Annotated in this window: 13 protein-coding genes; 8 read left to right on the forward strand and 5 right to left on the reverse strand. The window is 68.6% G+C overall.

The features are described from left to right. Nucleotides 1-373 precede the first annotated feature (373 nt). The 8 genes from chvE (at nt 374) to Aco04nite_RS47820 (ending at nt 7252) form a co-directional block, all read left to right on the forward strand. On the forward strand, nt 374-1468 hold the full coding sequence (gene chvE / locus Aco04nite_RS47785; protein ID WP_244876835.1) for a multiple monosaccharide ABC transporter substrate-binding protein: 1095 nt from the start codon (nt 374-376) through the stop codon (nt 1466-1468). 30 nt (nt 1469-1498) lie between these two features. Further along, nucleotides 1499-3088, forward strand: a complete 1590-nt coding sequence (locus Aco04nite_RS47790; RefSeq protein WP_213003805.1) for a methyl-accepting chemotaxis protein — start codon at nt 1499-1501, stop codon at nt 3086-3088. A gap of 71 nt (nt 3089-3159) precedes the next feature. Then, nucleotides 3160-3516, forward strand: coding sequence for an ArsR/SmtB family transcription factor (locus Aco04nite_RS47795; protein WP_213003806.1), 357 nt, complete (start codon nt 3160-3162; stop codon nt 3514-3516). A 177-nt stretch (nt 3517-3693) separates the two neighbouring features. After that, complete coding sequence (locus tag Aco04nite_RS47800) at nt 3694-5331, forward strand: sensor histidine kinase (RefSeq protein ID WP_244876836.1); 1638 nt, start codon at nt 3694-3696, stop codon at nt 5329-5331. A gap of 32 nt (nt 5332-5363) precedes the next feature. Further along, the gene (locus Aco04nite_RS47805; protein ID WP_213003808.1) at nt 5364-5762 is read left to right on the forward strand and encodes a roadblock/LC7 domain-containing protein; all 399 of its coding nucleotides are present in this window, start codon (nt 5364-5366) and stop codon (nt 5760-5762) included. 2 nt (nt 5763-5764) lie between these two features. Further along, nucleotides 5765-6142, forward strand: a complete 378-nt coding sequence (locus tag Aco04nite_RS47810; protein ID WP_203843823.1) for a DUF742 domain-containing protein — start codon at nt 5765-5767, stop codon at nt 6140-6142. Beyond that, entirely contained in the window at nt 6120-6707 is a 588-nt protein-coding gene (locus tag Aco04nite_RS47815; protein WP_203843816.1) for a GTP-binding protein, read from the forward strand. Before Aco04nite_RS47810 ends, Aco04nite_RS47815 begins: the two co-directional genes overlap by 23 nt. Beyond that, on the forward strand, nt 6704-7252 hold the full coding sequence (locus tag Aco04nite_RS47820) for a GAF domain-containing protein (RefSeq protein WP_213003809.1): 549 nt from the start codon (nt 6704-6706) through the stop codon (nt 7250-7252). The genes Aco04nite_RS47815 and Aco04nite_RS47820 overlap by 4 nt, the downstream gene beginning before the upstream one ends. Here Aco04nite_RS47820 and Aco04nite_RS47825 read toward each other — a convergent pair. From Aco04nite_RS47825 to Aco04nite_RS47845, 5 genes are all read right to left on the reverse strand, one after another. Beyond that, nucleotides 7249-8439 carry an acyl-CoA dehydrogenase family protein gene (locus Aco04nite_RS47825; RefSeq protein WP_244876837.1) on the reverse strand — a complete coding sequence of 397 codons (1191 nt, stop codon included), beginning with the start codon at nt 8437-8439 and terminating at the stop codon, nt 7249-7251. The two genes, Aco04nite_RS47820 and Aco04nite_RS47825, sit on opposite strands and share 4 nt — an antisense overlap. A 192-nt stretch (nt 8440-8631) precedes the next feature. Continuing rightward, the gene (locus Aco04nite_RS47830) at nt 8632-11337 is read right to left on the reverse strand and encodes an AfsR/SARP family transcriptional regulator (RefSeq protein ID WP_213003810.1); all 2706 of its coding nucleotides are present in this window, start codon (nt 11335-11337) and stop codon (nt 8632-8634) included. A gap of 96 nt (nt 11338-11433) precedes the next feature. Next, nucleotides 11434-11946 (reverse strand): RICIN domain-containing protein, encoded by a 513-nt coding sequence (locus Aco04nite_RS47835; protein ID WP_213003811.1) that lies wholly within the window; start codon nt 11944-11946, stop codon nt 11434-11436. An 86-nt stretch (nt 11947-12032) separates the two neighbouring features. Continuing rightward, a complete protein-coding gene (locus tag Aco04nite_RS47840; protein WP_213003815.1) occupies nt 12033-14099 on the reverse strand; it encodes a cellulose binding domain-containing protein in 2067 nt (688 codons plus the stop codon). 103 nt (nt 14100-14202) lie between these two features. Continuing rightward, nucleotides 14203-14499: a DUF3040 domain-containing protein gene (locus Aco04nite_RS47845; RefSeq protein ID WP_213003812.1), complete on the reverse strand. Its 297-nt coding sequence runs from the start codon at nt 14497-14499 to the stop codon at nt 14203-14205. Nucleotides 14500-14681 lie beyond the last annotated feature (182 nt).

Raw genomic sequence — 14681 nt, forward strand, 5'->3', positions numbered from 1 at the left:
AACAACCACACACCGTCCGAAATCCGCTTCTTGTTAGAAGCGGCCCGCCCGGGGCACTCGTTTAACTTTACTCGCTTTATCTCTCAGCGCCAAATCCGGCCCCAGGAGAATCAAGCACCCGCGATTATTCGTCGGACCCGGATCCGCAAGCGCGGTCGTTCCCGATGAAGTAGATCTTGGGGTTTGGCAGGCCGTCCGCTTTCGCGTCCGCTTCCCTGCCGGCAGAGAGAACATTACTAGGTGGCTACGGCGGCACCAAATCGGGGTGGGTAGACCTGGGTCACACCGGAAGCCTCAACCGGATGGCACGACGACCGATCTAGTACTTCGCGCCGGGAGCGGCGCGGAGGTCGTCGAGTTCCTGGAGGAACGAATGCCCGTGCCGAAGCCGATGCGGTGGTCCCTTGCCACGGTCCTGGTCCTTGCCACAGCCTCCGGCTGCGGGAGTAGTAAGGCCGAGACCAGCGTCGCATCCCCCGACCGCGGTTCTATCGGGATCGCCCTGCCGACCACGAAGTCGGCGCGCTGGGTCACGGACGGCGACAGCATGGTGAGCCAGTTCAAGCTGCTGGGATACAACCCGGACCTGCAGTTCGCCGGGGATGACGTCACCAAGCAGATCAGCCAGATCCAAACCATGATCGACCAGGGCGACAAGGCTCTGGTGATCGGTTCCGTCGACGGCAGCGCGCTCAAGGACGTACTGGCGAAGGCCGCGGCGAAGAAGATCCCGATCATCGCGTACGACCGCCTGATCCGCGACAGCGGCGACGTGGACTACTACGCGACGTTCGACAACTTCAAGGTCGGCGTCATGCAGGCCAACTCGATCGTCGACGACCTGGGCCTGAAGAAGGGCAAGGGGCCGTTCAACCTCGAGCTGTTCGCGGGCTCGGCGGACGACAACAACGCCACGTTCTTCTTCAACGGTGCGATGAGTGTGCTCCAGCCGTACATCTCCTCGGGTGATCTGAAGGTCGTCAGCGGCCAGACCGCGTTCAAGGATGTCGCCACCCTGCGCTGGGACGGCGCCGTGGCCAAGAAGCGGATGCAGGCCCTACTGGTGGGGCCATTGGCAAACAAGCACGTCGACGCGGTCCTCTCCCCTTACGATGGGCTTAGTCGCGGCATCCTCGAAGCGCTTCAGGAGGCCGGCTACGGCACTGCCAAGAAGCTGCCGGTGATCACCGGCCAGGACGCCGAACTCGACTCGGTGAAGCTGGTCGCCTCCGGTCTACAGAGCGAGACGGTTTACAAGGACACCCGGGAGCTTGCAAAGGTCGCTGTGCAGATGGCGAATTCGCTGATCACCGGTGGAACACCTGAGGTCAACGACACGAAGCAGTACAACAACGGCGTCGAGGTGGTGCCGACGTTCCTGCTGCAGCCAGTGAACGTGGACAAGTCGAACTACCAGCGCGTGCTGGTCGACGGTGGTTACTACACCGCCGAGCAGATCGCCGGCTGAGTTCACGGTCATCGGACAGGAGGGACGAAGATGAGCACACGACGCAGTCCGGGGCAGAGGTTCCTCGATCTGTCGGTACGCACGAAGCTGACCACCCTGGTAGCCGCCAGCATCGCCGCGCTGGCCGCCTGCCTGACGGTGACGGTCGTCAACGACCGCACCGCCGAGAACACGGCCGATGAGCTGGCGAACATCAACGCGGCGAGCTCGCTGGTCCTGCAACTCGACCGGGAGGCGAGCGAGCTCAAGGTCAACGGCCTCGAGTCCGTCATCCGTACGGATCCCAGTGACCAGATCGACCTCTTGAAGGCTCAGGTCGCCGCCACGAACGCCCTGGTGGCGCAACTGGAGAAGGTGGCGCTGCCGAGTGGGCTCGACGCCGCGGTAGGGCGGATCAAGGCGGTGACCGCGGACTACACCGCGACGCTGACCCGGTTCGTGGCCGGCGCCGCGGCGGACCCGTCCGGGACCCGGCTGGCCTGGGAGCAGATCGGAGTCGACAACTACCTGATCAGCGGGGTGCTCACCAACGAGCGCGCGCTGTTCGCCGACACCATCGCCCGGGCGGACAAGGCGTCCGCGGACAGCCGTGCCCGTGCCGAGTACATCCTCTGGATCGCGATGGCGGTGGCCGCGGCGCTCATCTGCGTACTCGCGTTCTTCGTGGTCGTCTCGATCACCAGGCCGTTGCAGCGGGTACGGACAGCGCTGCGGGCCATGGCCGACGGCGACCTGACCGTCGAGGCGCACGTGACCAACCGCGACGAGGTCGGTCAGATGGCGCACGCGCTGGACGAGGCCCAGGACAACATGCGCCGCATCGTGTCCTCGGTCGCGGGTTCGGCGCAGGCCGTGGCCGCAGCGGCGGAGGAGATGTCGTCGACGTCGAGCACCATGGGTGACTCGGCGAACCAGGCGGCCAACCAGGCGCACGGCGTGTCCCAGGCTGCCGCGGGCGTCTCGGAGAACGTGTCGGCCGTCGCCAAGGGCACCGAGGAGATGGGCGCTTCCATCCGCGACATCTCGCACAACGCCACCGAGGCGGCCCGGGTGGCCAGCCAGGCGGTCGCGGTGGCGGAGGCCACCACCAAGCAGGTCGGCAAGCTGGGCGAGTCCTCCACGGAGATCGCCACGGTCATCAAGGTCATCACCGCGATCGCCGAGCAGACGAACCTGCTGGCCCTCAACGCGACCATCGAGGCCGCGCGGGCCGGCGAGGCGGGCAAGGGCTTCGCCGTGGTCGCCTCCGAGGTCAAGGATCTCGCCCAGGAGACGGCCCGGGCCACCGACGACATCTCGCGCCGGGTTCAGGCCATCCAGGCCGACACGGCCGGAGCGGTGACCGCCATCGGCGAGATCACGTCGGTCATCGCCCACATCAACGATTACCAGGCGACCATCGCCAGCGCGGTCGAGGAGCAGACGGCGACCACGGAGGAGATGAGCCGCAGCGTCGCGCTGGCGGCCTCCGGTGCGGGTGACATCGCCTCCAACATCACCGGCCTGGCGAGCGCCACGCAGGTGAGCACGGAGGGCATCGCGCAGTCCCGGCAGGCGGTCACCGAGCTCAGCACCATGGCTCACAACCTGCAGTCGCTGGTCAGCCACTTCCGTTACTAGGCACTCGCGATTCACCGCCGGGGCCGGCTTCACCGCAGGGTGGGGCCGGCCCCGGCGTCTATTCTTGGCGAATGCACGCTTTCGACATTCTCGGTGATCCGGTACGGCGCCGGATCCTCGAGCTGCTGGCCGACGGCGAGCAGTCGGCGGGCGAGGTCGGCAAGGTCGTGCAGGAAGAGTTCGGCATCTCCCAGCCGGGCGTCTCTCAGCACCTGAAAGTGCTGCGCGAGAGCGGCTTCACCACCGTGCGCGCGGAGGGCACCCGCCGGCTGTACGCCGTCGACCCCGCTCCGCTCGAGGAAGTGGACCGGTGGCTGGATCGCTACCGCGGTTTCTGGGCGCCCCGCCTGGACGCGCTGGCAACGGAGATCGCGCGGGGCAAGCGGGCCCGGCGGCTGGCGGGGCCGGGCACCCCCGAATCCGCTTAACTGGAACCTTTCCAAAACTGCGGAATGGGACGGCCGTATAGGGGTGGAAAGCTCCGCTGGACAAGATGATCGGGCGCACTAGAGTGGTCGACGCTTCCACAATGGAATCGCTACCGCCACGACACCTCTCCGCGCTTGAGGATGTTCATGCCCCAATTAGCCACGTCCCCTGCATCCGTGCCGGACGACGCCCTGTTGCGGGGCCGGTTGCCATGGCTCATCGTGGCGCCCGCCGGTGCCGCCGCGCTGCTCTTCGCGGCGATGGCCGGTTACCTGTGGGCCTCCGGTCCGAGCCGGTCGGACGTCGTACTCATCGTCGCTTTCCTCGCCGGGGTGGTGGTGCTCTGCGTCGCCGCGGGCAAGGCGCTCAGTACCGTACGGCGCGCTGAAGATCTGCTGCTGCCACTGCGCTCGGAAGCCGGTGCGGCACAGGCGGACGCCCTGAACGCCCGCGCGGAGAGCGAAGGCTTCCGCGCCGACGCCGAGAACGCGCGCGCTCTCGCCGAGACCGCTCGGGCTCAGGCCGAGACCGCCCGGGCCACGATCGAGAGCGCCCGCGCGGAGGCCGAGAATGCCAAGGCTGCTGCCGAGCGGGCCCACACCGAGGCGGAAGCCGCGCTGGCCGAGGCCGCGGAGTCGCGGGTCGAGGCGGGCAGGCTGCGGGAGGCGGCGAAGCTCCCCTCCCCGACGAGCACCCCCGCCGGTCGTCAGGTCGAGGTCTTCGTCAACCTCTCCCGCCGGCTCCAGTCGCTGGTGCACCGTGAGATCAAGCTGCTGGACGCGCTGGAGAACGAGGTCGAGGATCCCGACCTGCTCAAGGGGCTGTTCCAGGTCGACCACCTGGCCACCCGGATCCGGCGGCACGCGGAAAACCTGGCGGTGCTCGGCGGCGCGGTGTCCCGGCGGCAGTGGAGCCGCCCGGTGGCGCTGACCGAGGTGCTGCGCTCCGCGATCGCCGAGGTGGAGCACTACTCGCGGGTCAAGCTCGTGCCGCCGATCGAGGGCACCGTGCCGGGTCACGCCGTCGCCAGCATCATCCACCTGGTCGCCGAGCTCATCGAGAACGCGACGATGTTCGCGCCGCCGCAGACGCAGGTGCTGTTGCGGGCCCAGATGGTGACCGCCGGCGTGGTGGTCGAGGTCGAGGACCGCGGCCTGGGCATGCAGGCCGTCGACCGGGAACGGGTCAACCGGCTCCTGTCGAACCCCGACGACATCAACCTGGACGAGCTGCTGCGCGACGGCAGAATCGGGCTCTTCGTGGTCTCGATGATCGCCCGGCAGCACCACATCACCGTGCAGTTGCAGGCGAACATCTACGGCGGCACCCAGGCGGTGATCGTGCTGCCACGGCACCTGCTCGGCTCCGCACAGGATGATCCGAAGCTCATCGCTGACCGGCCGAAGCTCATCGTTGACCGGCCGAAGCCCATCGCTGACCGGCCAGAGCCGATCGTTGACCGGCCGAAGCCGCTGGAGCTGACCCGGCCGGCCCCGGCGCAGGCCCAGCTGCCCTCGTCTCCACCCCCACCCGCCTGGCCGGCAAAGCTCACGCAACCGACGCCGGCGAAGCTCACCGAACCGGCGACGCCGGAGCTGGAGCCCGTGCCGGCCGGCGAAACGGCTACGACCCCGCCGCCGCTGCCCCGCCGCAGCAGCCAGACCCATCTCGCGCCGCAGCTGCAGTCCGGCCCGCCCCAGCCACCGACCTTCGACGACGAGGGTGAGACCGATCCCGGCCTGATGGCCTCGTTCCTGCAGGGCGTCTCCCGCAGCGAGGCCGGCGAACAGCCGCCCGCAGCCGGCCCCCGCTGAATCCCCGCGCCCGCTGAGAAAGGTGTGCTCCGATGACGACAAACGACCAGGACCTCGTCTGGCTGCTGTCCGGGCTGGTGGAACGGGTCCCGGACACCCGTAGCGCCCTGCTGCTCTCCTCCGACGGGTTGCGCAAGGCCGCGCACGGGCTCGACGACGACGCCGCGGATCATCTGGCGGCCATCTCCTCGGGGCTGTTCTCCCTTGCCCGCAGCGCCGGCACCCGGTTCGGCGGCGGCGAGTCGGTGCGCCAGGTCGTCGCCGAGCTCGAGGACGCGCTGCTGTTCGTCTCGGCGGCCGGCTCCGGCGCGGTGCTCGCGGTGATCGCTGACAAGGCCGCCGATCCGGGTGTGCTCGGCTACGAGATGGCGCAGCTGGTGAAGAGCGTCCGGCCGTATCTCTCCACCCCCGTGCGACAAGCGGCACGGTGACGATGGTGGGCGCCGAGGCTGAGGACGAGCACTGGCTCGACGACGCTGCGGGGCGGCTCGTCCGGCCGTACACCGTGAGCAACGGGCGGACCGCGCCCAGCACCCCGATGGAGCTGCTGTCGATGGTGATGGCGACCGGGCGGGCCCCGAACGGTGAGCTGGAGCCGGACCACGCCGAGGCGCTCATTCTCTGTGGCAGTCCGATGACGGTCGCGGAGGTCGCGGCGCGGCTGCGGCTCCCCGCCGTCGTCACGAAGATCCTTCTCTCGGACCTGGTCGACGCCGGTGCCGTGCGCACCCGGTCGCCTGGCCCGACGGCCGAACCCACCAACACGGCGGTACTGGAGAGCATTCTCAATGCGTTACAACGACGACTCTGACCCGTTCCCCACCGCGCTGAAGCTGCTGATCGCGGGCGGCTTCGGGGTGGGCAAGACGACGTTCGTGGGCGCTGTCAGCGAGATCGAGCCGCTGCGCACGGAGGAGATCCTCACGTCCGCGAGCGTCGGCTACGACAGCCTGACCGGGGTCGAGCAGAAGCTGACGACCACGGTCGCGATGGACTTCGGCCGGATCACCGTGGACGGCAGGCACATCCTCTATCTGTTCGGTACGCCCGGCCAGGAGCGCTTCTGGTTCATGTGGGACGAGCTGTCCGCCGGAGCGATGGGCGCGGTCGTGCTGGCCGACACCCGCCGGCTGCAGGACTGCTTCGCGGCGGTCGACTTCTTCGAATCCCGGGGCATCGGCTTCGTGGTCGCGGTCAACCAGTTCGACGACTCGTACAGGTATCGCGCCGCGGACCTGCGGGCGGCGCTGGACCTCGATCCGCGGGTGCCGATCGTCATCTGCGATGCCCGCGACAGCCGGTCCGCCACCGGCGTACTCATCCAGCTCGTCCAGCACCTGCTCGCCACCCCGACGGCCATAGGGAGCCCGGCATGATCTACGACTCGGCACCGCACCAATCGCTCACCCCGACCGACCTGGAAGTGCCGCTGCGGATGCGCCGGCTGCGCGAGCTGGGCATCGGCGAGGAGCCGGACCCGGCCTTCGACGATTTCGCGCGCCGGCTCACGGAGGTCACCGGGAGCCCGTACGCCATGGTGAATTTCATCAGTGAGGACCAGCAGTATTTCGCAGGTCTCCACGCGGTCTCGAAGGGTGACGCGGCGGCGACCCCGGGCCGGGTCATGGACCGGGACCACGGCTACTGCCCGCACGTGGTCGTCCGCCGCAAGGCGCTGGTCCTGGACGATGTCTGCGACTACCCGCGCTTCGCCGGGAACCCGGTGGTCGACGAGATCGGCATCCGGTCCTACCTGGGTGCGCCGCTGATCGACCGGACGGGTACGACGCTCGGCACCATCTGCGTCATCGACACCGAGCCGCGCCCGTGGGGCCGGGCCGGTCTGGAGACCATCAAGTCGATGGCAGCCGAGCTGATCGAGCAGATCCACCAGCGCGAGGACACCAGGAAACAGGCTTAGGGGGTGGCGGCGACCGCGGGGGCGAGCCGTTCGGACCACTGGCCCTTCGCGGTCCCCAGCGCGAACTCGGCCAGGCGCAGCAGCTGCACGTCGGACGTGCCGGCCGGGGCGTAGATGTGGTACGCGTCGCGCAGGTAACGCTCCACCGGGCGATCGGGGTACAACCCGGCCGCGGCGTGGATCTCCATCGCGTTGCGCGCGCTGTCCAGTGCGGACTCGACGTTGACGAGCTTGGCGTTCATCAGCTCGGCGTCGCAGGGCAGCCCCTGGTCCAGGGTGTGCACGGCGTGGTACGCCGCGAGCCGGGCCGTCATCAGCCGGGACTGCATCTGCCCGAGTTTCAGCTTGACCGGGAGCAGGTCGCCGAGCGGTTTGCCGTACCGCTGCTTCTCCTTGACGTACGCCGCGGTCTCCTCGACCAGCGCCTGATGGATGCCGAGCGCGACGGCGGTGAGGTTCGCCCGGCCGTACAGAATGCTGGAGGAGTAGGCGACCGGCAGGCCGTCACCCTCGGCACCCAGCCGGTTGGCCACCGGGACCCGGCAGTTGTCAAAGCTCAGCTCGCCGAAGCTGAAGCCGTGCAACCCCATGGAGGCCTGGTGCGCGCCGAGGGAGAAGCCGGGCCGGTCGGCCTCGACCAGGAACGCCGTCAGCCCCTTCGAGCCGGCGCCGGTGCGTACGACCACGCCGTGCAGGTCACCGACGTGGCTGTTGCCGACGAAGACCTTGCCCCCGTTGAGGATGTAGTCGTCGCCGTCGCGGACCGCGGTGGTGGTCATGCCGAGGACATGGCCGCCGGAGCCCTCCTCGGTGACCGCGATGGTGGGCAGGCAGTCACCGGACGCGATGCGGGGCAACCAGGTCGACTGCTGCTCGGCACTCCCGAAGTGCAGGATCTTCGCGACCCCGAGCTGGGAGGCCTGGACCATCGCGCCCATCGCACCGCTGACCCGGGACAGCTCTTCGATGATGACGGTCTTCGCGAGGTGCCCGAGCCCCATGCCGCCGAACTCGCGGCCGATCGTGACGCCGATCCAGCCCTGCGCGGCGATCAGACGGGACAGGTCGTGCTGCACGACCCGGGACTCCTCCATTTCGTGGACGCGCAGCCGTACCTCGGTCTCCGCGAATGCTCGCACCTCCTTGCGCAACCGTTCGTGGCGTTCCGTCATGAAGTACGCGTCCACTGCAGCTCCTCGTGGGGTCGGCCAGCGGCAAGACAACCGTCAAATCAAGCACGCGTACACCGGGCGCGCGATCTTGCCGCTGATCGTAACTGCATGAACACTTTCAGTCATAGATCACAACCGACCTCGGTAATGCCCGAAATCGCTTATGGCACAAGCCGAGCCGGGCGAGCCGGTCCACATTGGAAGTGATCAGAGCCGGCCCAGTTTCTGCCGGAGCCCTTCCGCACTGGCGTGACAGAGCTCGTCAAAGATGACCAGGGCCTCCCGCCAAGCAACCCGGGCCTGCGAGAGAGCACCGACAGCCCCGTGGGTATCGCCGAGGCGGCTCAGCAGATCGGCCTGCACGAAGCGATCGCCGACTTGCCGGGCCAGCGCCAGCCCGGTCGTGTAGCAGGCGATCGCGTCCTCGTGGCGACCCGCGAGCTGGTGGGCGTACCCGAGGCTGTCCCAGGAGCCCGCGAGGCCGCGCGGATCACCCAGCTCCCGATGCAGAGCCAGGCCCTGCTCGCAGAGGGTTCGCGCGGCGTCGAACTCGCCGAGCTCGGCAAGCGACCAGCCGATGTTGCTCAGCGCCATGGCTTGACCGCTGCGGTGCCCGGCGGCGCGGAAAAGCTCGAGGGCCTGCTGCGAGCAGTGCATTGCCAGCGCGGAGTCACCCGCCCGGTCGGCGACGAATCCGATGCCGAGATGAACGTTGGCCTGGCCGGCGATGTCCCCCACCGCGGCGTACCGGGCGAGCGCGCTGTGCAGTAACGGCAACGCCTCGCTGTCGCGGCACAGGCACGAATACGCCCTCCCCAACCCGTGCTCCGCGTGCGCCAGCCCTACCGCGTCGCCGGACCGGCGAGCCGCCTCGAGAGCACTGCGCTGGGTTTCGCGATACTCGCGCCAGAAACCGCGCGAATCAAGGACCAGGCTCAAACTCCAAGCCAGGCGCCACGCGTACGCAGCAAGCCCCGCCGATTCCGCCAACTGCACCAACCCGAGCAGCACATGGTGCTCCACGTCGAACCACGCGTTCGCCGCCTCGGGCCGCACCGGTTGCTCCGGCGTCACCCCGGGCCCCGGCGCCGCCAGCGGAAGATCACTCCACGGGCCGTGCAGGGTCCGCGACGCGGTCTGCGCGGTATGGAGGTAGTGCTCGAAGAGCCGCTCCCGTGCCTCGTGATCGGCACCCTGCTCCAGGGCGTAGACCCGCAGCAGGTCGTGCAGCACGAACCGGCCCGGTGCGTGCTCGGTCAGCAGGCTCGCGCCCAGCAGATCGTCGAGCAGCGCCTCCACCACCCGGACGCTCAACCCCGCGAGGCTGGCGGCGGCACCCACCCCCAGATCGGGCCCCGGATGCATGCCGAGCAGACGGAACAGGCGCGCCGCATCCGGTCGCAACGCTCGGAAGGACCACGAGAAGACTGCCCGGAGGTCACTTCCCGGATCTCCGGCGCTGAGCGAGTCGAGGACCTCCGCACCCTCGGCGAGCTGAGCCGCCAGAGCGGCCAGCGGCTGCCCGGGCCGGGTGGCTGCCCGCGCCGCCACGATGCTCAACGCCAGGGGCAGCCCGGCACAGCGCGCCATGATCTCCAGGACGGCCCGCGGCTCCGCGGCCAGCCGCCCTTCCCCGAGCCGGCGGCCCAGCATCTCGCCCGCATCAGCCTCGGAGAACAATCCCACGCCCACCGCGAGCGCACCCTCAACCGCGACCATCGGCGCCAGCCGGTCGCGGCTGGTCACGACGACCACGCAGCCGGGAGCACCGGGAAGCAGCGGCCGGACCTGCTCGGCGTCGCGGGCGTTGTCCAGCAGGATCAGCACCCGCTTCCCGGCGAGCAGGCTGCGGTAGAGGGCGACCTGCTCGTCGTAGCCGGCCGGTATCCGGGCCACGGGAACCTCGAACGCACCGAGAAACCCGCGCACCGCGGCCGCCGGGTCCATCACGTTCCCGGCCGGCCCGAAACCGCGCAGGTTCACATAGAGCTGACCGTCGGGGAACCGCTTGGCAGCTCGGTGGGCCCAGTGGACCGCGAGGCTCGTCTTGCCGAATCCCGCCCCTCCCGAAACCACCGCGACGCCGGCGAAGTCATCGAGGACTGCCAGTTCCGTCATCCTGCCGACGAAGCCACGCACCGCCAGCGGCAACTGCGCGGGGACGCGGACCACCGGAGTACTCACCGCGGTCAGCGCGGCGTCCTGTCGCAGCATGGCCGACTCCAGCTCCCGCAGCTCCGGGCCGGGATCGATCCCCAGCTCCTCGCGGAGATCCGCCCGCAACCGCCGGAACGCCGCCAGCGCCTCGACCTGCCGTCCCGCGCGGTACAGCGCGAGAATCAGCTGACGCTGGGTTCGTTCGTCGAACGGATGCTCACCGGCGCGCTGCTCGAGCTCCGGCAGCAGCGGCAGATGCTCGCCGAGAGCCAGCCGCGCGTCGACGAGATCCTGGCCGGCCTGCAAACGCATACGGTCCAGACGCTGCGCGTGCCGGTCGAGCCACGGCAGCGCACACACGTCCGCCAGCGACGGACCACGCCAGAGATCAAGAACGGTATTGAGCTCCCGTACGCGCGAAGCGGCGGAACCCGACGCCACCCGCAGCACCCGCTCCGCCAGCTCCGCATCGGTCGGCTCCGCACCGACCTCGAGCAGGTATCCCGGCGATCGGGCCACGATCGAGTGCCGGCCGCCGAGAACCTGCCGGAGATAGGAGATGTTGCGCTGCAGGGTGTTCAGGCCGGTCGCCGGCGCCGAACCGTCCCACACCACATCGATCAGCTGGTCGGCGCTGACCACCGTGCCACGGTTGAGCGCCAGGACCGCGAGCGTTGCCTTGCGGCGCAATCCACTGACCTCACGCACGGCCCCGTCGGCGTCCACGTCGACCGGCCCCAGGAGCCGTATTCGCATCCCCACAATGTATGGAGACCGCCGATCATCGGCAGTCGTCAACCGGACGTACGAAAATGCCGGGTCGCCCCTCCGGGCGCCCCGGCATCACGCCGATCAGAGAAGTGCGTAGTACCAGTACTTCGCCGACGTGTCGCTGCACCAGTCGATCACGATGGGCGTGCCGTTCTTTGAGGTGTTCGGTGACAGGGCCAGGCACATGCCCAGCCGGTTCATCACCCAGAATCCATTGGTGCCCGGCGTGATCCGCCATTGCTGACTGAGCTCCGTCGCATCGCAGAGCTCCTGATCGACCCGGGCACCCGCGACTGCCTGACCGCCCCGCACATCCAGGCACAACGCGCTCTTGCGACTGGCCATCTGCCACCAGCCGTTGCTCAGGGAGGCTCTGGTCCACTGCTGCTCGGACTTCTTGGTGCAGTCCCATTCCTGCACGAGGGCCCCGATCGCCGTTGACGCGTCGACCACGTCGACGCACTTGTCGGCGTGATCGTTGACGATCAGGACATCCCCTGAGTTCGCCATCGCGACCTGAGCCGGTGCGAGCCCGGCGGCGACCAGTCCGAGCAGGATCGCCGCCGATGCCACGAACAGTCTTACGCGCTTCATGTACTCCCCCAACGTCGGTGACTCACGTGCTGGAAGAGTCGCAACAAGCGCTGGCACGGTCCTGAAACCGCGCTGAAAGAAGCAGGTCAGAGCGTGGTACAGACGTTGCCGTTGAGGGTGAAGACGGCCGGTAGGACGTTCGGGCCGCTGTAGGCGCCGACGAAGCCGGCCGTGGTGCTACCGGCGGCGGCGAGAGTGCCGTCGCTGGTGACCCGGACCGTTGTGCCTGTCTGTTCCCAGGTTGCGCTCCAGCCGCTGCTCACGCTCTGCCAGTGGGTGGGCCAGCTGAACGTCAAGGTCCAGCCGTTCACCGGGGTGGCCGTGTTGTTGGTGATCTGAACTTCACCGACGAAGCCGTTGCCCCAGTCGTTCGTGTCGCGCAGCCGGACCGAGCAGGGAGCCGCTGCCGGGCTGGTCGTGGTGAAGGTCAGCGGCAGCGAGGCCCGCGAGAGACCACCCGCGGTGTCCCGGGCCAGGACGTTGATCGTGTAGCGGCGACCCGGTTCGAGGTTGCGGACGGTGATGGATGTTCCGGTTGTCTCGCCGAGCTGCTCGCTGGCGCCCCCGTGCTGGCGGAACACCTCGTACTTGGCGATCGGCTTGCTGCCGGGCGTTGCCGCGGGCCAGGAGATCTCCGCGGTCCGGTCACTCACCGTCGTGATCACCGGGCGCCCAGGCGCCTTCGGCAGACCCGTCTCGGCGGCGGCCGGGTGCAGGGTCACCATGCTTATCCCGTACGCGGGGAGCACCTGAAGTCCGGCCGTACCCCCCGTGGTCCGGGTGATCCCCGCGGCCCCGTTCGTGAAGGAGTCCACGGTCGGTACCTGACCGGTAGGCGACCAGCCGTGATAGTTCAGCGCCACCGTGTGTTCGTGGTCCGGGTCCTTGTTGACCAGCAACACCGCCAGGTCGCCGTTCGCCTTGCGGGACGCGTGCGCACTGACGAGCGAATTGTCGGAGCCGGCCTGGACGAGTTGGTCGCCGGGCTTCGCGAACGAGCCGATCAGACTCAGCGCGTGGTACGGCGCGAACGGCGTATTCAACGGCGGCTCGCAGACCGTGCCGTCCGCCGTGCAGTTACCGCTGGAGAGCAGCCCGAAGTCCCCGTAATCGGTGTGCCCCGCGACGGTCGACACCGTCCCGATGCCGTTGTGCACGTTCCACCACTGCACGGTGAAAACGCCCTGCTCGAGCAATCCGCTGTAGACGTCGGCGAGGAACAGCGCCCCCGGCTGCGTGTTCGGACCCACCCCGACGTTGGTCTCCGTCAGGCTGATCCCGATCCGGCTGTCGAGCTGCTGCCGGAGCAGGTAGACAGCGTCCTCGATTTGCTCGGGTTTGGTGAGCGCCTCCGCAGCACTGCTCCCACCCGGATACCAGTGCACGTCGACGAAATCGATCGCCGACCCGGCTCGGGCAAGCACCTCCTGGTTCCACGTCCCCGAATCCCCCGCCCCGACAATCCCGTCAGGCCAGTTCCCCGGAGTCGTCAGCACCGCCCCGATCTTGATGGTCGGATCAACAGCCTTCATAGCCGCGGCGTACGCCACCACGTTCGCGGCGTACTCCTTCGGGCTCTTGTCCGCGTGGTCATCCGCCTCCCACGCCGTCCCGTAGTGCCCGTTCCCGTAATTCTCGTTCCCGATGGTCCAGTACTTGGCGCCGTACCCCCTGGTCACGTTGGCATACCGAACCCAATCGGCCGCCTCCTGCGGGGTCCCGGTCCCGTAGTTGGCAATGATCATCGGCTGGGCCCCGGTCCGCCTGGCCCCGGCCATGAACGTGTCGAAGTCCGTGTTCGGCGCGACGTAACCACCGGGAGCGGTGTGATCCCGCCAGTGATAGATGTCGGCATAGGACCCGCCCGGGTAGCGGACCATCCCGACCCCGGCGTTCTTCAGCAAGTCGGAGACGGCGGGAGTGCCGAGCTCGGAATCCCAGATCGCGTGATTGACCCCGATCGCGGTGTCGGGAACGGTGGCCAGGCCGGCGCGGACGTCCACGGCGACCGAGGTGTCCGCGGCGGTGGCTCCGACGGCTGCTCGGGCTGCGACTGTGGACCCGTTCGCGTGGGCGCCGGGTGGTGCTGCGGTGACGGCGGTGACCGTTGCGAGCAGGACGGTGCTCGCTAAGGCTCGCCGTAGGTGTGGCATCTGCACGGCTGTCTCCGGGTGAGAGGAATTTGGGAGCGCTCCCATAGTCAGCCGCGAGAAAGACACATGTCAATGAGTATGAGGGGTCAGGCCTCGGTTGCCGCTACTCGTCGTGGCGGGGAACGGGTCTCTCGCGGTGGGCACCGGCGCCGCGGAACCACAACCGGACGCCGTAGACGCCGGCCACCATCGCGATCAGAAAACCGGTCCAGCCGCCGAGCGCCATCAACAGCGGCATGCTCATCCACAGCAACAGGGCGACAAACGGGCGACTGGGCAGCTCGCGTTCGGTGTGCTGACGTGTCGCGAAGCTTGGATCCTCGGCGAGCAGACCTGAAACGATCTCGTTGAACCTGCGACGGTCGTACGAGCTGAGCACGTTGCCTCCCCGCAAGCGCATGGTGTCGGAACCACCTGCAGATACGGTCAGCGTTCCCGTTCCGGACGGGAGCAGAAAGAGCGGATCGGTGAAACCTTCGTCACACCCGACCGTGTTTGCCGGCGCCCAGGGGCTCTGACATGCAGAAACGCCCGCTCGGACCAGAAGGTCCAAGCGGGCGTTTCATCACGTTGAGTCCGGCG

Origin of the sequence: Winogradskya consettensis (assembly GCF_018332715.1) — a bacterium.
GTDB classification, from domain to species: Bacteria; Actinomycetota; Actinomycetes; order Mycobacteriales; family Micromonosporaceae; genus Actinoplanes; species Actinoplanes consettensis.